Genomic DNA, 18,632 nt, shown 5'->3' on the forward strand with positions numbered 1-18,632 from the left:
GATTCCACCATGCCCAACAAGCTGATAGAGCGACTGCGCGGCAGCCTCTCGACCCTGCTCTATTTCATCAACACCCTGTTCTGGTTTGTCCCCGTCCTGCTGCTTGGCCTCATCAAGCTGCTGCTGCCCTTCAAGGGGGCGCGACGTCTCTGCAACACCCTCCTGGACGGCTGCGCCACCCACTGGATAGGTTTTAACAATCTGATCCAGAAAACCATCATCAACACCCCTTTCGATGTGGTCGGAGTGGACAAAGGGCGCCGGAATGAGTGGTATATGGTGATTGCCAACCACCAATCCTGGGTCGACATACTGGTATTGCAGCGGATTTTTAATCAAAAAATCCCCTTCCTGAAGTTTTTTCTCAAGAAAGAACTGATTTGGGTACCTTTTCTCGGTCTGGCCTGGTGGGCGCTGGATTTCCCATTCATGCGGCGTTATTCCCGAAAATTTCTGGAAAAGCACCCGCATCTGAGGGGAAAAGACATAGAAACCACGCGCAAGGCGTGTGCCCGTTTCCGCCATATGCCGGTGAGTGTGATGAACTTCGTGGAAGGGACCCGCTTCACCGTCGGCAAGCACGACAGGCAAGGGGCACCCTATCGTCATCTGCTGCACCCGAGAGCAGGGGGCATCGCCTTCACCCTGGCGGCCATGGGGGATCAACTGCACAAGCTGGTGGATGTGACCATCGCCTATCCCGGCGGCGTCCCCAGCTACTGGGACTTCATGTGCGGTCGGGTCAAGGAGATCAAGGTTCGGGTCCGCTTTCTGCCGATCGAACGCAATCTGGTGGGGGATTACTTCAATGACCCCGAGTTCCAACAAGAGTTTCAACAGTGGTTGAACGGGATCTGGCACGAGAAGGACCAGACCCTGGATAAGCTGCTGGCGGACAAGACGCAGTAAGACACTCATGCCAAACCTGCTCCCGGGCCCCCTGGTGCTGTTCATCAGCGCCGGTCTGACCATACTGTTTACCGCCCTGTGTGCCAGCCTGATCCTGCTGGTTTCTCTGGCCAAACTGCTGCTGCCCGTGCCGGCCTTTGGTCGCGCCTGCAGCCGGCTCAACAATCGCTTCATGGGCCTGTGGCTCGGTTGCAACGCCCAGGTGATCCGCCTCACTACCCGCATCGACTGGCAGATTGAGGACAATACCCGGCTGCGCAAGGATGGCTGGTATCTCATCATCAGCAACCACATGAGCTGGACCGATATCGTGGTGCTCGGCCACCTGTTTCGCAATCGGCTGCCGGTGCCCAAGTTCTTCATGAAGCACGAGCTCATTTACATCCCGCTGCTGGGGCTCGCCTGCTGGGGGCTGGACATGCCCTTTATGCGCCGCTATTCGAGAGAGTTTCTGTTAAGAAATCCGCATCTGCGAGGCAAGGATATCGAGACCACCCGCAACGCCTGCGAGAAGTTTCGCCACATTCCCACCACCGTCATCAACTTCGTGGAGGGGACCCGCTTCACCGATCAGAAGCGCGAGGCCGCCCGCTCCCGCTATCGCCATCTCATGCCCCCCAAGGCGGCAGGACTCGCCTTCACCCTGGCAGCCATGGGCGATCAATTCGACAGCCTGATCAACGTCACCATCAGCTACCCGGACAACCCCGACACCCCCTTCAAGGATTTCCTGATGGGGAAGATGAAGCGCATCCGGGTGCGGATCGAGGAGCTGCCGGTGGACGAGCAACTGGTGGGGGACTACTTCAACGACAAGCAGTTCAAACGCGGTTTCCAGGAGTGGCTGAACGCACGCTGGAAGGAAAAAGACGACGTGCTGGCGCAGTGGCAGGCGGCCGATGCGGCGGCTCAGACCGATCCGCAGGCAGCCAAGGCGAGCGCCGAGGCCAGCTCGGGCAGCTGATCCTCGCTGAACACCGCGATGCCATGGCGGCGCAGCAAAGCCGTGGTCTTGCCCTCTCCCGCCAGTGAAACCCCTTCGAAGCGGCCATTGTAGATGCGGCCGCTGCCGCAGGAGGGGCTCCCCTCCTTCAGAAGGGCGAAGCGAATGCCCTGCTGCTGACAGAGGGCCAGCGCAAGGGCGGCGCCCCGATCGAACTCCTCCGTCACATCCAGCCCGCTTTCGGTGACCACCCGCTCCCCCTGGCGCTCGGCAGGGGGGCGTGGCGTCGGCAGGCCACCCGCCACTTCGGGGCAGAAGGCCAGTGCCCGCCCCTCGGCTCCCAGCGCCTGCAGCCAGTCGCTGACAATCCCCTTGCTCTGGCCGTCGTAACGCACCGGCTGACCCAGCAGGCAGGCGCTCACCAGCACCTTGTGCATTCCCGTCTCTCCCATGCTGTCACTTCCTGTGTGAGGTGCCAGTGCACCAGACCCGCGATGGGGCGACAATCCGGCTTTCGCAGACATCGGCTTATGCTTCCGCACCGTGCATCACCTGATCGAACATGACGCAACAGGGGGTCTCCAGCCGATAGAGGATGGCGGGACGTTGCTTGCCGGTGCGCTTGCGTCCTGTGTCCACCAGGATGTCCGCACGGTGGAGCCGCTTGCGAAAGGCGGCCGTGTTCATGGGGGTCTGCAGGACGATCTCGAACGCCCGTTGCACCTCGGAGAGGGTGAATTCTGCCCCCAGCAGATGCAGCGGCAGGGTGCTGTAACGGCTCTTGATGCGCAGCCGCTCCAGCCCCATGGCGACCAGCTTGCCGTGATCGAAGGCGAGTTGCAGGCCGGGCAGATCGTCCAGAGGATGCCAGCGACCGCGCACCGCCCCCCCATCGGGATCCGCCAGACAGAGATAGACCAGGGTGGTGGACCAGCCGCGGGGATCCCGCTCCAGGTTGCCGAGGGTACAGACCTGCTCGCTGTAGCAGTGCTCCAGCCCCCACTCTGCCAGCAGGCGATGGCGAGCCGCGTCCAGATCCCGATCCCGGGTCTCGTCGATGCGCAGGGCCGGCAACTGCCAGCAGTGGGCAAAGGGGGGGCGATCCCGGGTCTCGAGAAGCAGCTCGAGCCGCTCCTCGCGCAACCGCAGCACCACCATATCCAGACTCATTCTCGGCATCCTGGTCGACCTGCTCGCCTTCTAATAATGTTTGGTAGATAATATCACAAGAATATTATGTGAAGGAGCCATCCATGGGAATCATCGCCAGCCTGGATATTGATGCGCAGAAGGGATTCACCCCCCTCTGCCCGAACGAGCTGCCCGTCGCTGGCGGGGATACCATAGTGGCGGCGCTCAATGCCCAGGCTGCCCTCGCCACCCTGCGAACCGGCAGCAAGGATGCCCACCCCGCGAACGCCCCCTGGGTGGTGACCGAACCCGGCGCCATGTTGCAACCCCTTGCTCTGGCGAATGCCGATCTCACCTGGCCGGCCCACTGCGTGCCCGGCACACCTGGGTTCGAGCTGCTCGACGGCCTGCCCGCCCCCATCGACTACGACTTCTTCGTCTGGAAGGGGGTCGAGCCGGACCTGCATCCCTATGGCGCCTGCTATCACGACCTGGCGGAGCGGCGCAGCACCGGGCTCATCGAGTTTCTGCAAGCCCGCGGCGTCACTACCGTGCTGGTCGGCGGCCTCGCCACCGACTACTGCGTCAAGACCAGCGTGCTGCAACTGCGTCGCGCCGGTTTCCGGGTCATCGTCCACCTCGACGCCTGCCGCGGCATCGCCCCCGAGACAATCGACCAGGCCCGCACCCGGATGATCGAGGCCGGCGCCGAGCTGGCCCAGACCCTGGCCGACATTCAACGCCTGCTGGATGCCTGACATGCCTTCCATTTTCCACTGCCCACCCGACACCGGCGCCCACCCGTCACAGATGCAGCCAGAGTGCGTTGCCCGCGCAGCACTCATCACAGGAGCCTGATATGCCTCCCATCCTCCACAGCCTGCTCGACACCGATGCCTACAAGCTGCACATGCAGCAGGCGGTGTTCCATCGCTATCCGGATGCCGACGTCGTCGCCGAGTTCCACAGCCGCAACGAAGAAGATCTGCTGCCCATGATGGGCCAGATCGAGGAACAACTGCGCCTCGCCGGCTCCCTGCGCCTGACCCGGTCCGAACTCGACTTCCTGGCCGAACGCCCCTTCTTCACGCCCGACTACCTGGACCACCTGCGCCGCAAGCCGCTGGACGCCTCCCTGCTCAAGGTGTTCGAGCAGGATGGCCGCATCAATGTGCGCGTCGAGGGCCCCTGGCAGGACGTGATCCTGTGGGAGATCCCGGTGCTCGCCATCATCAGCGAGATGCGCAACCGCTTCCGCTATCCCCAGTTCGGCGTCAGCCAGGCACTGGAGCGGCTCGATCAGAAGATCGACAAGCTGGAGCGGGAGCTGAGCCGGGAGGAGATGAGCGAGTTCAACCTCATCGACTTCGGCACCCGTCGCCGCTTCTCCCTCGCGGTACAAGACGCCGTGGTGGGTCGTCTCAAAGAGCGGCTGCCGGCGTTTCGCGGCACCAGCAACTACCTGCTGGCCCAGAAGTACCGGTTGCCCGCGGTGGGTACCCAGGCTCACGAGTGGTTCCAGGCCCACCAGCAGCTCGGCTTCCCGCTGGAGCTCAGCCAGCGCGCCGCCCTCACCAGCTGGCTGGACGAATTCACCAACCACCTCGGTATCGCGCTCACCGACTGCATCACCATGGATGCTTTCCTGCGTGACTTCGACTTCGAGCTGGCGAGCCGCTACCAGGGGCTGCGCCACGACTCCGGTGATCCCGTGGTGTGGGGCGAGAAAGCCATCAGCCACTATCAGCGGCTCGGCATCGACCCTGCCGAGAAGACACTGGTCTTCTCCGACGGGCTCAACCTCGACAAGGCCGTCGAGCTGCTGCGCCACTTCCGCGGCCGCATCAACACCAGCTTCGGCATCGGCACCAAGCTCACCTGCGATCTGCCCGGCGTCAGCCCGATGAACATCGTGTTCAAGCTGATGGAGTGCAACGGCGGCCCGGTCGCCAAGATCTCCGACAGCCCGGGCAAGACCCTCTGCCGGGATGCGGACTTCATTCGCAACCTCAAACAGGCCTTCCACGTCGGGGTCTGAGTCAGGCCCGCGAGACGCCAAACAAAAAGCCCGCCGGTTTGCACCGGCGGGCTTTTGTATCGACTCAGGAATGATCAGTCCTTCTTGGCCAGCAGGAATTTCACCAGCTGGTTGAACTGCTCCTGGGAAGTGATGGATTCAATCTTCACCATGTACTTGCCGTTGACCAGAAAGGCCGGCACACCGCGCACATTGTAGCTCTCGGTGTTGCGATCGAACTGGGAGACCATGCCGGAGACGGCGAAGCTGTCGACGGCACCGTCGAACTCCTCGGCCGGCACGCCATTGTCCACGAAAACCTGCTTCACGTCGGCGCGGCTCTGGGGGATCTGGCGCTGGGTGTGGATCTTGTCGAAGATGGCCGGGGTCAGCTTGCCTTCCACGTTCAGCAGATTGGCGACGGCGTAGGCACGCTGCATCTCGGGACCCATTTCACGGCCCAGGAAGGCCACCGGGTTCTTCTTCATCGGCACGCCTTCCGGCAGGCTCTTCTTCAGATCCTCGGCAATCGGCTCGAACTTGGCGCAGTGCGGGCAGAAATAGGAGAAGAACTCCATCACTTCCGGCTGGGCGCTGCCGGTCTGGCTGACCACGTCATAGTTGACACCTTCCTTGAATTGCGGGGCGGCGTGAACCATGGGGATCATCAGCATGGCAGCGAGGAAAAATAGTACTTTTTTCATGACGTTTCCTGTTAAGGGATCACTGTGAGGCACGCCCGGCGAACCGAAGCAGTCCAAGCCTATTGCCTCACCCTCGTGCCGTCAATGGCAAAGGCAGACAGGCGGGACTGCCATCCCGCCTCCCACGGGCACCTTGCCGCTGTGGCAATGGTGCGGGCACACCACCAACGGACGCCCCGTGGCGTGGCGATCTGTCGGGTTCGCGCCCCTACCACTGCGGCATCAGGCTGAGCGGCGGGGCCTTCAATGCCTCGAGCTGATCATGCAGGGTCGCAATCTGCTGGCGCCAGTAGTGTTCGGTGTTGAACCAGGAGAAGTGGCGGGGGAAGGCGGGATCTTCCCAGCGTCTTGCCAGCCAGGCCATGTAGTGGACGATGCGCATGGCACGCAGCGGCTCGATGAGCGCCAGCTCCCGCGGGTCGAACTCCATGAACTCCTCATACCCCGCCAGCAGGGTATCGAGCTGGATCTGCTGCTCATGACGCTCCCCGTTCAGCATCATCCAGAGATCCTGGATGGCGGGGCCGGTGCGGCAATCGTCGAGGTCGACAAACAGGGGGCCGTCACGCCACAGGATGTTGCCCGGGTGGCAGTCCCCATGCAGGGAGATGCGCGCCACATCCAGGGTCATGGCGTCGCATACGTGCCGGATCAGCTCGTCCAGCACCCCGAAGAAGGACTTGGCCAGTCCGCTCGGCAACCACTCGCCTGCCGCCAGCAACTGACGCGGCTCGTGCAGCATGCTCTCCACATCCAGCGGAACCCGGTGATGAAAGGCATGGCTGGCACCGACGCTGTGGATGCGACCGAGGTAACGCCCCACCCACTCCAGCTGGTCCAGGTTGTCCACCTCGAACTGACGCCCCCCGACGCTCTGCCAGATGGCAAACGGGTAGCCCTGATGCTCCAGCAGGGTCTCGCCGGCAAAGGCAATGGGAGCGGCGACCGGGATCTCAGCTTCACAGAGGCGAGCGGCAAACGCGTGCTCTTCCAGGATCTGGGCCCGGCTCCAGCGACCGGGGCGGTAGAACTTCACCACGTAGCGACGGCGATCCTCATCCTGGAACTGATAGACGCGGTTCTCGTAACTGTTGAGCTCGATAAGGCCGGAATCGATGCGCAAGCCGCTGAGATCGATGGCATCCATGATGAGATCGGGATTGAGGTCGGAATAGTTGAAACGCATGTCATCCACCATAGAAAAGGGGCGCTGTTGCGCCCCATTCTATCACCACTGTCTGCCGTTGCCGTGCATGGCGGTGCGCCTTGCCGTCACAACCTGCTGATAAACTTGCTCGGTTGGCGCAAGGTCCCCTTGCTGTCATCCGGCGCCGCGCCTTCCCGCTTGAGCACGAACTGGACGTCCAGAGTGGGGCGCTTCAGGTTGAAGGGATCCACCGCCAGACTCACCGGCAGGGTATAGATCTCGCCCGCCTTCAGTGTCACCTCGCGGGGTCCGAACCACTGGTACTCCGGCAGCCCTTCCACGTCCAGCCGGTAGGTCTGGGAGTTCAGGGTCTTGTTGAGGATCTTCAGGGTATAGGTGTTCTCGATGAGCCCCTCGCTGTTTTCCCGGAACAGCTGGTTGCGATCCCGCAGGATGTCGAGCCCCATGGGCATGATGGACATGGCGTTATAGACGAAGACCCCCAGCATGACGACCATCACCAGGCCATAGCCAATCAGCTTGGGCCGCGCCACCTGGGTTTCACTGTGGGCCAGCTTGTGCTCGGTGGTGTAACTGATGAGCCCCTTCGGATACCCCATCCGCTCCATGGTCTGATCGCAGGCGTCGACACAGGCGCCGCAGTTGATGCACTCGTACTGCAGGCCGTCACGGATGTCGATACCGGTCGGGCAGACCTGCACGCAGAGGTCGCAGTCGATGCAATCCCCCAGCCCCAGGGCCTTGGGATCGGCCTTGCGACCACGGGCGCCGCGGGTCTCGCCACGCTGGCTGTCATAGCCGACGATGTAGGTGTCCTTGTCGAACATGGCGGACTGGAAGCGGGCATAGGGGCACATGTGGATACACATGATGGCGCGCATCCAGCCGGCGTTGCCATAGGTGCAGGCGGCAAAGAACAGCACCCAGAAGATGACCCAGCCTCCCGCCTGCAGGGTGAAGAAATCGGGCACCAGGTGGAAGACATCCTGGAAGTAGGCGACGAAGGTCAGCCCCGTACCCAGCGACAGCAGGATCCAGGCCAGGTGCTTGGCCCCCTTGCGGGCCAGCTTCTCGGCGTTCCAGGGCGAGGCATCCAGCTTGCGGCGCTTGTTGGCCGCCCCTTCCAGCTTCTCTTCGAACCAGATGAACAGGAAGGTCCACACCGTCTGGGGACAGAGATAGCCACACCAGACCCGGCCGAGGAAGGTGGTCACGAAGAAGAGCCCGAAGGCGGCGATCATGAAGATCCAGGCCAGCAGGGTCAGGTCCTGCGGCCAGATGGTGGCACCGAAGATGTGGAACTGCTGGTGCTCCAGATCGAACAGCACCGCCTGACGACCGTCATAACGCAGCCAGGGCAGGAGGACAAAGAGCGCGACGAAGAACCAGCCCATGGCCTTGCGCACCCGCTGCCAGTAGCCGGTCTGGGAGCGGACATAGATGCGGTTGCCGGGGTTGAACCTGTCATCTCCCGCCTTGAAGGTGTTGGGATTGAAGGTCCCGGTGACGTCACCGGTCACATCCTTGATGTCGATCTTGTCCTTGTCGGCCATTGCAACACATCGCTCCACTCATATTGTTATGAAAGCGATTATATCTTAAACAACCTGCTAATTGTGTGGGTTAAATGTATCTATAGTTCGAGTCCCGTCGCAATTTCAGGCAACAAAAAAGGCCCATAGCCAGTTGACTATGCGCCTTTTCACAGATTCTCTTGAAACCTTTCTCTGATGGCGATGTGACGGCCGGATTACTTGATGCCGCGTGCCTTGAGCAGGGCCTCCTTGAAGTCGGGCACGTGATCCTTGGCCAGCCCCGGGATCATCGCCTGCTTGTCGGATTCCCGCATCTTGAGGTGGTAGATCAGCATGTCGTCGGTCAGTGCGGACAGGGGACCGTCAAATCCCGCCTCCTCGGCCAGTTTGGCAACAAACTGCACCAGGCTGAGATCCTGCTCCTTGATCCAGGCAGGCTGCAGCAGTTCCAGCAGCTCTTCGATACGATGACATTGCATAGACGACCTCTTTAATCTGTCTTGTGAAACTCAGGCAACCTTACCCATCAAGGCTACTTCGATACGATCCCGGCCATTATGCTTGGCCTGATAGAGCGCCGCATCCGCTTTCTGGATGAGCTCGGCAATAGAGTGATGCTGATCCGGCACCAGGGTCGCCACCCCGAAGCTGCAACTGACCCGCCCCGAGACCCGGGATTTGTGGTGGGGAATGCCGAGGGCTCGCAACGAGGTACGCACCTGCTCGGCGATCTGCATGGCCCCCTGCAAGGTGGTGCAGGGCAGCAGCAGGGCGAACTCCTCTCCGCCGTAACGGGCAGCGAGATCGTCTTCCCGCCGCAGCACTTCGGCCAGCAGGCTCGCCACCTGTTGCAGGCACTGGTCCCCCACCTGGTGACCATAGTGATCATTGAACTGCTTGAAGTAGTCCACATCCACCAGCACCAGAGAGAGAGGCGCCCTGGCACGGTGGCAGCGACGCCAGGCGCGCGCCAGGGAGTCGTCGAGATGGGCCCGGTTGGCGATGCCGGTCAGACCGTCGAGGCGGGACGTGAGCTTGAGGTGCTCGGAGACCGCCTTCAGCTCGGCCACCAGATCCGCATTGGAAAAACTGTGGTAGAGAGAGGCCACCTGATCCCGCCGCAGGCGCCGCAGCAGGGTCGGCAGAAAGACGAACAGATACCCCGCCAGCATGCAGGAGACGATACGCTCCTGGGTGTTGCCGCCACTGAGCTCGAACAACATGGCAAACCCGAGGGGCAGCACGGCCCCATAGAGGGTACGACGGCTGCCGAACAGCATGATGGCGCTGCCGGTCAGGATCAGGCTGGAGAGCATCATCATGGCGGCACGATAGGTGTCGGGCAGCTTGTCCATATAGAGCAGCACGCCCAGTGCCCAGATGATGGAGGTGATGGTCACCCCGACAAAGAGTTCGCGCTCGAGCACCGGCAGCGGAAGCTCCGCTAGCCTGGGCTGGCGCCAGCGCAAATGCCACCAGCGCCCCAGCAACAGCAGCAGGACCAGACCGAGCCAGCCCAGCGACTCGCTGGCCGGCAGGTAATCGTGGAACAGCAGGCTCCAGCTGATCGCCAGCAGCCCCAGGCAAGGCAGGCTGAAGGAGGCATGGGTATAGAGCTGGACCATGATGGCCCGCCGCACCTGATATTTCACACTCTGTGTCAACTGGGTACTCCCTGTACAAGAGCCGCACAGTTTAACACTCCCCTTTCCTGCTCAACAATCAATCGACCGCTATTAAGCTGCCACTCAGCGCGTCCCCTTCCGTACAGGCCCCGACAGACCCTTTTCTGCAGGGTCGAATGGCGCAGCCCTCCCTCACCCTTTCTCCAGCTCGTCGAGGATGGGGCACTGGGGATTCGCATCTCCGTGACAGCAGCTCACCACCTCCTCGAGGGCGCTGAGCATGGCTTGCAAACCGGCGATGCGGGAGCGCAGATCGACGATTTTCTCCTGGGCCAGCTTCTTCACCTGGGCACTGGTTCTGTGCTCGTCCCGATAGAGCGCCAGCAGCTCCTGACACTCCTCCAGATTGAAGCCGGTCTCCCGCGCCCGCTTGACGAAGCGCAGCTCCCGCAGGGAGGCATCCGTATAACTGCGATACCCGTTGTCGCTGCGCACTGGCGACGAGATGAGGCCGATGCTCTCGTAGTAGCGGATGGTCTTGGCGGTCAGGCCGGTGGCCTTGGCGACCTTGCTGATGTTCATGAATGACTCCTTTGGGATTCAGATGCACGCAGTCTGCCCGCCCGGGGCTGCCAGCGCTTCAATAACAGGGAATTGCTCAAGACGGTGATGCTGCTCAGGGCCATGGCCGCCCCCGCCAGCTCGGGGCTGAGGTAACCCAGTGCCGCCAGCGGAATGCCGATGATGTTGAACACGAAGGCCCAGAACAGGTTCTGCTGGATGGTGCGCCAGGTGGCCGCCGAGATGTCGATGGCATCGGCCACCAGCCGCGGGTCAGATCGCATCAGGGTGATGGAGGCGGTCTCCATCGCCACGTCGGAGCCGGAGCCCATGGCGATACCGACATCCGCCGCCGCCAGCGCCGGGGCGTCGTTCACCCCGTCCCCCACCATGGCGACCAGCCCGCTGGTTTGCGCCCGCAGCGCTTCGACTTTTTCCACCTTGCCGGCCGGCAGCACGGAGTCGAAGGCCCCGTCCAGCCCCAGCTTGGCGGCGATATGGGCCACCGGCGCCGGCGCATCTCCGCTCACCAGCCAGCTGGCGATGCCGCGCTGGCGCAGGGTGGCGATGGCATCCGGGCTCTCGGGGCGCAGGGTATCGGCCAGCGCCGCAATGCCCGCTACCACGCCGTCGATGGCCACCCAGACCCGAGTCGCGCCGTCGGTAGGCTGCTTATCCTGCGCGGGCACCTCAATGCCGAGCTGGGCCAGCAAAGAGCCATTGCCGATGGCGACCGTATGACCGGCGACCTGACCGACAATACCGGCACCGACCCGCACCTCCACCGCCTCCGGCTGGGGCAGCGTAGTCTCCTTGTCGACCGCCTCGCGCATGGCCAGCGCCAGCGGGTGTTCGCTCGCCTGCTGCAGAGCGGCAGCGAGGCGCAGTTGCTCATCGTTGCCGCTCCAGCTCGCCAGCACGGGCCGGCCCTGGGTCAAGGTGCCTGTCTTGTCGAAGATGAGCGCCTTGATGGCGTGGGCCTTTTGCAGGGTATCGACATCTTTGATCAGAATGCCGTGGCGCGCCGCCACCCCGGTACCGGTGACGATGGCCGCCGGCGTCGCCAGCCCCAGCGCACAGGGACAGGCGATGACCAGCACGGCTACCGCCGCCAGCAGCGCCTGACCGAAGTCGCTGGTGATGGCGTACCATACCAGCAGGGTGAACAGGGCGATGGCCATCACCACCGGCACGAACACGGCGGAGACCTTGTCCACCAGCTGCTGCAACGGCGCCTTGCCCATCTGGGCGTTCTCCACCAATGCGATGATCTTGCTGAGGCTGGAGTCCTCCCCCACCGTAGTGGCTTCGATCTCCAGCACGCCGGAGCGGTTGATGGCACCGCCCAGCACCTTGTCGCCCTCACCGCGCGGCACCGGCAGGCTCTCGCCGGTGAGGATCGACTCGTCCAGCTCGCTCTCGCCGCTCGCGATTCTGCCATCCACCGGCACCCGTTCCCCCACCAGCACCCGCAGCCTGTCGCCGCGCAGCACCTCGTCGATGGCCACGATCTGCCAGCGCTCGCCGCGCCAGACGGTGGCGGTTTCCGGCCGCAGCGCCATCAGTTCGCGAATGGCGGACTGGGTACTGCGTCTGGCTCGCGCTTCCAGCAGTTTTCCGAGGGAGATCAGGGTAATGATGATGGCACTCGCCTCGAAGTAGAGCTGGCCACTGGCGGCCATCCCCAGGTTGAGCAGCAGATAGAGGCTGTAGAAGTAGGCCGCGCTGGTACCGGTCGCCACCAGCACATCCATGTTGGCGGAGCGGTTCTTGATGGCGAGCCAGGCGCCGCGATAGAAGCGGGCCCCGATCCAGAACTGTACCGGGGTGGCGAGCACCAGCTCCAGCCAGGCGGGCAGATGCCAGGGCAGCAGACCGGCCATGGCCAGCATCCCCACCAGCAGCGGCAGGGTCAGCAAAGCCGAGACGATGACCCGGGTCTGCGCCTGACGGGCGCTGGCGGCCTCCTGCGCTTCCCGCTCCAGCAACTGCTGACGGCGGCCGCTGGCGGAACCTTGCGCCAGTTGGGCGCCAAAGCCGAGGGCCTCGATCTGCTCGCGCAGGGCCGCGGGCGTCTGCATCCCGGGGACCAGCACGATACGAGCCTGCTCGATGGAGAAGTTGACGTCGGCGGAGATGACGCCGGACAGCGCCGCCAGCATCTTGTTCAGGCGGGCCGAGCAACCGGCACAGGTCATGCCGGTGATTTGAAACAGGATGGTCTCACTGCCGTAGTCATAACCCTGCGCCTGGATGCTCTCCAGCACCGCCGGCAAACGGTCAGAGCTGGCCAGCTCGATGGCCGCCTGCTCCAGTGCGAAGTTGACGGTGGCCGATACCCCGTCGAGCTTGTTGAGGGCGGTCGTGATGCGGCCGGCGCAGTTGGCGCAGCTCATGCCGCTCAGCGGCAACTGCAGATGAATGGGTGATTGAAGATGAGTGGTCATGTTGTTCCTCCCCGGAACCCGTCGGCCGAAACCCGCGCCGATGACCAAACCTTAACCTTTACTGTAAGGGCAAGATCAAGTGAGCACACCGACTTTTTGTGAAAATAAAAAACGGCGCCGTTGGGCGCCGTTGACGGGATCGGCTGCATGCCGATCTGCTCCCTTCTCCACTCGCGGGAGAAGGACCGGGGATGAGGGGGAAACCGGGTCGTCAAATACCGTACTGGGCGCGGTAAGCCTTCATGGCGGTCAGTTGCACCGCCAGCTCCGGCTGCTCGGCCTGCTTCTCTTCCAGATAAGCGATCAGGTCGCTCATCTGGATGATGGCGATGATGTGGGCGCCGTAGTCACGCTCCACTTCCTGAATGGCGGAAAGCTCGCCCTTGCCCTTCTCCTGACGGTCCAGCGCGATCAGCACGCCAGCCAGGGAGGCGCCGTTGGCCTGGATCAGATCCATGGATTCGCGGATGGCGGTGCCGGCAGTGATGACATCATCCACCAGCATGATGCGCCCCTTGAGCGGGCTGCCCACCAGATTGCCGCCCTCGCCGTGATCCTTGGCCTCCTTGCGGTTGAAGCACCAGGGCACATCCACGTCATGCTGCTCCACCAGCTGCACCGCGGTGGCGGAGGCGATGGGGATCCCCTTGTAGGCCGGGCCAAACAGCACGTCGAACTCGATGCCGGCATCCATCAGGGCGGCGGCGTAGAAGCGGCCGAGACGGGCCAGATCGCGGCCGCTGTTGAACAGGCCGGCGTTGAAGAAGTAGGGGCTTTTACGACCGGATTTCAGGGTAAATTCACCGAATTTGAGGACCTGTTTCTCCAGGGCGAACTCGATAAATTGACGCTGGTAGGCTTTCATTCTGGCTCCTTGCTTGGCTTGTCGTTGTCTTGTGTAGGGGTATAAAAAAACGCGGACAGTGCCGCGTTTTTAAAATCATGCAAGCGACTGCTTCTGCAGCGCAATGATGTCGGCGATGCCGCCCTTGGCGAGGGCCAGCATGGCCAGCAGCTCCTCGTGGGTGAAGGGTTCGGCCTCCGCGGTGCCCTGCACCTCGATGATGCGACCATCTTCGGTCATCACCACGTTCATGTCGGTCTCGGCGGCGGAGTCTTCGATGTACTCCAGATCGCAGATTGCCTCCCCTTCGAACATGCCGACGGAGACGGCCGCGATCATCTGCTTGAGCGGGCTCTGTTTGATCAGCCCCTTCTCCACCATCCAGTTCAGCGCATCCACCAGCGCCACGCAGGCACCGGTGATGGCGGCGGTACGGGTACCGCCGTCGGCTTGCAACACGTCGCAGTCAACGGTAATGGTGTGCTCGCCCAGGGCACTCAAGTCTACCGCCGCGCGCAGGGAGCGGGCGATCAGACGGGAGATCTCCAGGGTGCGGCCGCTCTGCTTGCCGGAGGCCGCTTCGCGGTTCATCCGGGAGTGGGTGGAGCGCGGCAGCATGCCGTACTCGGCAGTGACCCACCCCTGCCCCTTGCCTTTGAGGAAGCGCGGCACGCTGGTGTCGACGCTGGCGGTGCAGAGCACGCGGGTGTGGCCGAATTCCACCAGCACGGACCCTTCAGCATGCTTGGTGAAGTGGCGGGTGATGGTTACCGGACGCACCTGGGCGGCGCTGCGATCGCTGGGACGGGACATGGGACTGACCTCTGGGCTGGCTGAATTGGCGCAGGAGTATAAGCGATCGCTACTCAAATATCAGCCGCTAAAACCACCTCGTCGGCTGACGGAGCAGGCCTGGCTGAGTATACTGGCCGCACACTTCATCAAGCCCGGAACAATCAATGATTCACAGCATGACCGCCTACGCCCGCAAGGAACTCAAGGGCGACTGGGGCACAGCCGTTTGGGAAATTCGTTCGGTCAACCAGCGCTATCTGGAGACCTACATTCGCCTGCCGGAACAACTGCGCAGCCTGGAGCCGGTTCTGCGTGAGCGCTTCCGGGCCAAGCTGCAGCGCGGCAAGGTGGAGTGCAACCTGCGCTTCGAGGCCGCCCAGGCCGCCGCCAGCCAGCTGCACATCAATGAAGAACTGGCCAAACTCATCATCGAGAGCGCCAACTGGGTGATGAAAGAGGCGGGCCAGGGTCAGCTCAATCCGGTGGACGTGCTGCGCTGGCCGGGCGTCATGGCTGCCGCCGAGCAGGACATGGACGTGGTCGCCACCGAGCTGATGGCCGGCTTCGACCTGACCATGGAAGACTTCCTCGCCTCACGCGCCAGCGAAGGGGCCAACCTCAAGGCGCTGATCGAACAGCGTCTGGCCGGCATCCAGGTAGAAGTGAAGAAGGTGCGCGAGCACCTGCCGCAGATCATCGAGTGGCAGCGCCAGAAGCTCACCGACCGGCTGGCCGAAGCCAAGGTGGAGCTGGATCCTGCCCGCATCGAGCAGGAGATCGTGCTGCTGGCCCAGAAGATCGACGTGGCCGAAGAGCTGGATCGCCTGGAGATGCACATCAGCGAAACCAACAAGATCATGAAGAAGGGTGGCGCCTGCGGCCGTCGTCTCGACTTCATGATGCAAGAGTTCAACCGCGAGTCGAACACGCTGGGCTCCAAGTCGATCAACGCCGAGGTGACCCAGTCCGCCGTCGAGTTGAAAGTGCTCATCGAGCAGATGCGCGAGCAGATCCAAAATATTGAATGATGGTTTTCTTTATCCGAGCAGGATAACAAACCCATTAAAATCAAACGCTTTTCTTGTTTTGAAAATCACAACATTCATCCAAACGCATTTTAGTTTGGGTAGTGATGGGTAGTAGATTGGGGAGTTCAATCTCGCTATAGTTTTGCTAGCGAAATTGTACTCCCCAATTTTTTAAGGCAGGAAAATGGGTAAGCTGTACGACAAAACAGTCAAAAAACTGATCAAGGAAAAATCCGCCGTCCGGCATGCCGATGGTAACGGGCTATACCTGATGACCCCTGCTCGCGGTGAAGCTTATTGGATGCTGCGCTACACCACGCCCACGACAAAACTTCGGCGAGAGTACACCATAGGTCAGGTATCTGACTGGTCTCTAGCAGATGCCCGGGACGAAGCGACCAAGCTGCGGCTGGCCATCAAGCGCGATGGTGTTGACCCGGTTCAGGTTCGCCTCAAGATCAACAGGAACCCGTTCAAGACACTGAACGACCTCTTTGAGGATTATCACCAGTTACGCAAACGCGAAATAACCTCACATGAAAAAGAGCGCAGCCTCTATGAACGTGAGATCGCCGGGCGCATCGGTCATCTTGAACTAGATAAAATCAGGCCGCTGGATATCAGTGAAATCCTGCGCGATATCACCAACGGATATGGCGGAAAACCACCAAGACCGACCATTTCGAATGATGTGATGCGTATGCTCAAACGTACCTTTGATCATGGTATGAAGCTGGATGTCACTCGCTTTAATCCTGCCAGTCCATTCCGCCCCAGAGATGCAGGTGGGCCAGAGCGGGCCGCCAACTATCCAATGACAGAACCGGAGGTGATCGAGTTTTTCACCAAGCTTCGTGCGATCCCGGCCCAGTTCAGTCGTGAAAACTACCTGGCCTGTGCCCTACTGATCGCTACCTGCACAAGAAAAATGGAGCTGCTGGCTGCGCCATGGAGCGAGTTTGATCTGGAGCAGAAGGTTTGGCATCTCCCCAAAGAGCGCACCAAAAAGCGCAAGTCTATCGACATTCCACTCAGTGAACCTGCCATGTCCTGGCTGAAAGAGCTGAAAATTCGTAGCTGTGGCAGTGAGTGGGTTTTCCCAGCCAGGAGGATCAGCAAGCAGGCTCGAACACCCCATGTCTGCGAAAACACTCTGAATCATGCAATCAAAAAGTTATTCGAACAGAACTTCTTCTCGTTTGATAAACGACGCGTTCATGACCTGCGCGGTACCGCGAGGACAATGCTCGGCAAAATGGGATTTGATGATGCCCTCGCCAAACGCTGCTTGAACCAGCAAGCGGGGAGTCGTGTTGATGAAATCTACAACCGCCATGCCTACTTTGCAGAGCGCACAGAGGCACACATAAAACTCGGTGAATGGTTGGCCCCCATCGTCAATGGCCCAGTCAACTACACTGGTGCCAAGCTTGATGAAGTCAGTTAATACAAGAGCCCCATAACAGGGGCTCAACTCTACCTCTAGGCAGCCTTGCGTTGCTCAATCCACCAAAGCAGATCAGACAGTCGCCAGGCAACACAATGGATGCTCAGCCTCACCCGCTTTGGCGCCAGCCCCTCCCTCTCCATCTTCCACCACAGCGTTCGAGTAACGCCAGTAATGGCTCGGCGATCCGCTTCTCGAACCAACCGCTCACATTGGCCAGAGCAGTGAAGCACTTGGGCTCTCTGAATCGCCCCGGCTTCTCTAGACACTTTTGAGCCGTTCGAAATATTGCTTTTCACACTCTACTGGCGATAGCCCATTGTTGAAACTGTGCCGACGCTTGGGGTTGTAAAACATTTCAATGTAATCGAACACATCCTGCCGGGCCTCCTCCCGATCTGCATAGGTTTTACGTCGGATCCGCTCGCGTTTGAGGAGTTGGAAGAAACTCTCCGCCACCGCGTTATCATGGCAATTGCCACGTCTGCTCATGCTGGCCTTGAGCCGGTGCTCCCGCAAAAAATCCTGCCAGTCATAGCTGCTAAACTGGCTCCCTTGGTCAGAATGAACCAGCACTTCCTGCTCGGGTCGCCGTCGCCACACTGCCATCAGTAACGCGCTGATGGCCAACTCTCGGTCGATCCGTGGCCCCATTGACCAACCAATGACTTGTCGTGAAAACAAATCCAATACCGCGGCCAGATAGAGCCAGCCTTCATGGGTTCGAATATAAGTGATGTCCGTTACCCAGACCTTATTTGGCTCAGTCACATCGAACTGGCGTTCAAGATGATTCGGTGCAACCACCGTTGGCCGGCCACCATAATGACCGGGACGGCGACGATAACCGGTTTGTGAACGCAAACCTTCATGACGCATTAATCGCGCCACCCGGTGTTTCCCACAGGTCTCGCCCATCTCTCGCAGGTCATCCCGGATCTTGCGATAGCCATAGACGCCCCCGCTTTCTAGCCAACATTGCTTGATCTGGCCCAGGAGGCGTTGGTCTTCAAGTGCGCGGGCAGATAAAGGCTGGTGCTGCCAGGCGTAATAACCGCTCGGGTGGACATTCATCATCCGACACAGTCGGCGGATGGGATGTGTGGACGCGTGCACCCGGATGAAGGCGTACCTTACCCTGACAGCTTGGCAAAGTACGCGGCGGCCTTTTTTAAGATATCTCGCTCATCGGTGACGCGGCGCAGTTCAGCCTTGAGGCGCCGAATTTCGGCTTGCTGGCTGGAGTCATGCTGTTGCTGCACGGCGGGCTGGCTGTAGCGCCTGATCCAGGCGTAAAGACTGTGGCTGGAAACACCAAGTCGCTCAGCGACCTCTGCCACTGGGTAATGGCGCTCAGTCACCTGCTTGACGGCGGCCAGTTTGAATTCTTCCGTGTAACGTTGCTGCTTGCTCATAACACCTCCTGATTGACCTCAGTTTGAGGCTCTTGAGGTGTCTAGGAAAGTAGGGGCGATTCA

19 protein-coding genes are annotated in these 18,632 nt (G+C 61.2%); 6 read left to right on the plus strand and 13 right to left on the minus strand.

The annotated features are described in order from the left end of the window. Nucleotides 1–9: 9 nt before the first annotated feature. Both AB5Y80_RS02090 and AB5Y80_RS02095 read left to right on the plus strand, forming a co-directional pair. A complete protein-coding gene (locus tag AB5Y80_RS02090; protein WP_039039683.1) occupies nt 10–909 on the plus strand; it encodes an acyltransferase in 900 nt (299 codons plus the stop codon). A gap of 7 nt (nt 910–916) precedes the next feature. Next, the gene (locus tag AB5Y80_RS02095) at nt 917–1,873 is read left to right on the plus strand and encodes an acyltransferase (protein ID WP_368172468.1); all 957 of its coding nucleotides are present in this window, start codon (nt 917–919) and stop codon (nt 1,871–1,873) included. Here AB5Y80_RS02095 and AB5Y80_RS02100 read toward each other — a convergent pair. Continuing rightward, nucleotides 1,819–2,304, minus strand: a complete 486-nt coding sequence (locus AB5Y80_RS02100) for a DUF523 domain-containing protein (RefSeq protein WP_266142247.1) — start codon at nt 2,302–2,304, stop codon at nt 1,819–1,821. The genes AB5Y80_RS02095 and AB5Y80_RS02100 overlap by 55 nt on opposite strands. Nucleotides 2,305–2,380: 76 nt before the next feature. Then, a complete protein-coding gene (locus AB5Y80_RS02105) occupies nt 2,381–3,031 on the minus strand; it encodes a DNA mismatch repair protein MutT (RefSeq protein WP_029314880.1) in 651 nt (216 codons plus the stop codon). Nucleotides 3,032–3,105: 74 nt separating this feature from the next. On the opposite strand from AB5Y80_RS02105, the gene AB5Y80_RS02110 reads away from it, so the two are divergent. After that, nucleotides 3,106–3,741, plus strand: coding sequence for a nicotinamidase (locus AB5Y80_RS02110; protein ID WP_069652407.1), 636 nt, complete (start codon nt 3,106–3,108; stop codon nt 3,739–3,741). Nucleotides 3,742–3,842: 101 nt separating this feature from the next. After that, nucleotides 3,843–5,021, plus strand: coding sequence for a nicotinate phosphoribosyltransferase (gene pncB / locus AB5Y80_RS02115; protein WP_010676094.1), 1,179 nt, complete (start codon nt 3,843–3,845; stop codon nt 5,019–5,021). Nucleotides 5,022–5,095: 74 nt separating this feature from the next. Here pncB and AB5Y80_RS02120 read toward each other — a convergent pair whose 3' ends face one another. From AB5Y80_RS02120 to rph, 9 genes are all read right to left on the minus strand, one after another. After that, the gene (locus AB5Y80_RS02120; protein WP_010676095.1) at nt 5,096–5,704 is read right to left on the minus strand and encodes a thiol:disulfide interchange protein DsbA/DsbL; all 609 of its coding nucleotides are present in this window, start codon (nt 5,702–5,704) and stop codon (nt 5,096–5,098) included. 208 nt (nt 5,705–5,912) lie between these two features. Beyond that, entirely contained in the window at nt 5,913–6,902 is a 990-nt protein-coding gene (locus tag AB5Y80_RS02125) for a serine/threonine protein kinase (RefSeq protein ID WP_039039688.1), read from the minus strand. 74 nt (nt 6,903–6,976) lie between these two features. After that, nucleotides 6,977–8,425 (minus strand): cytochrome c oxidase accessory protein CcoG, encoded by a 1,449-nt coding sequence (ccoG, locus tag AB5Y80_RS02130; RefSeq protein ID WP_301479751.1) that lies wholly within the window; start codon nt 8,423–8,425, stop codon nt 6,977–6,979. A gap of 197 nt (nt 8,426–8,622) precedes the next feature. Beyond that, nucleotides 8,623–8,886, minus strand: coding sequence for a YihD family protein (locus tag AB5Y80_RS02135; RefSeq protein ID WP_010676098.1), 264 nt, complete (start codon nt 8,884–8,886; stop codon nt 8,623–8,625). Nucleotides 8,887–8,916: 30 nt separating this feature from the next. Beyond that, nucleotides 8,917–10,071, minus strand: a complete 1,155-nt coding sequence (locus tag AB5Y80_RS02140) for a diguanylate cyclase (protein ID WP_043153375.1) — start codon at nt 10,069–10,071, stop codon at nt 8,917–8,919. Between the two features lie 153 nt (nt 10,072–10,224). Further along, nucleotides 10,225–10,614 (minus strand): Cu(I)-responsive transcriptional regulator, encoded by a 390-nt coding sequence (cueR, locus tag AB5Y80_RS02145; RefSeq protein ID WP_010676100.1) that lies wholly within the window; start codon nt 10,612–10,614, stop codon nt 10,225–10,227. Next, nucleotides 10,611–13,040: a heavy metal translocating P-type ATPase gene (locus tag AB5Y80_RS02150; RefSeq protein WP_368172469.1), complete on the minus strand. Its 2,430-nt coding sequence runs from the start codon at nt 13,038–13,040 to the stop codon at nt 10,611–10,613. Before AB5Y80_RS02150 ends, cueR begins: the two co-directional genes overlap by 4 nt. A 211-nt stretch (nt 13,041–13,251) precedes the next feature. Continuing rightward, nucleotides 13,252–13,905: an orotate phosphoribosyltransferase gene (gene pyrE / locus AB5Y80_RS02155; RefSeq protein WP_368172470.1), complete on the minus strand. Its 654-nt coding sequence runs from the start codon at nt 13,903–13,905 to the stop codon at nt 13,252–13,254. A 75-nt stretch (nt 13,906–13,980) separates the two neighbouring features. Beyond that, nucleotides 13,981–14,697 carry a ribonuclease PH gene (rph, locus tag AB5Y80_RS02160; protein WP_010676103.1) on the minus strand — a complete coding sequence of 239 codons (717 nt, stop codon included), beginning with the start codon at nt 14,695–14,697 and terminating at the stop codon, nt 13,981–13,983. 146 nt (nt 14,698–14,843) lie between these two features. Between rph and AB5Y80_RS02165 the strand changes: the two genes are divergently transcribed. Together AB5Y80_RS02165 and AB5Y80_RS02170 are read left to right on the plus strand one after the other, a co-directional pair. Continuing rightward, the gene (locus AB5Y80_RS02165; RefSeq protein WP_010676104.1) at nt 14,844–15,707 is read left to right on the plus strand and encodes a YicC/YloC family endoribonuclease; all 864 of its coding nucleotides are present in this window, start codon (nt 14,844–14,846) and stop codon (nt 15,705–15,707) included. Nucleotides 15,708–15,891: 184 nt separating this feature from the next. Beyond that, nucleotides 15,892–17,154, plus strand: a complete 1,263-nt coding sequence (locus tag AB5Y80_RS02170; RefSeq protein ID WP_270672044.1) for a site-specific integrase — start codon at nt 15,892–15,894, stop codon at nt 17,152–17,154. A gap of 35 nt (nt 17,155–17,189) precedes the next feature. On the opposite strand, the gene AB5Y80_RS02175 is transcribed toward AB5Y80_RS02170, so the two are convergent. Both AB5Y80_RS02175 and AB5Y80_RS02180 read right to left on the minus strand, forming a co-directional pair. Beyond that, nucleotides 17,190–17,453, minus strand: coding sequence for a helix-turn-helix transcriptional regulator (locus AB5Y80_RS02175; RefSeq protein ID WP_368172471.1), 264 nt, complete (start codon nt 17,451–17,453; stop codon nt 17,190–17,192). After that, nucleotides 17,416–18,569 (minus strand): IS3-like element ISAeca4 family transposase gene (locus AB5Y80_RS02180; protein ID WP_139739419.1). Its coding sequence is split into 2 segments (ribosomal slippage): nt 17,416–18,332 and nt 18,332–18,569, totalling 1,155 coding nucleotides; the frame shifts between segments, so codons are not numbered across the junction. Before AB5Y80_RS02180 ends, AB5Y80_RS02175 begins: the two co-directional genes overlap by 38 nt. Between the last annotated feature and the right edge of the window lie 63 nt (nt 18,570–18,632).

This window comes from Aeromonas sp. R2-1 (assembly GCF_040908425.1).
In the GTDB taxonomy this organism is placed as follows: domain Bacteria; phylum Pseudomonadota; class Gammaproteobacteria; order Enterobacterales; family Aeromonadaceae; genus Aeromonas; species Aeromonas caviae.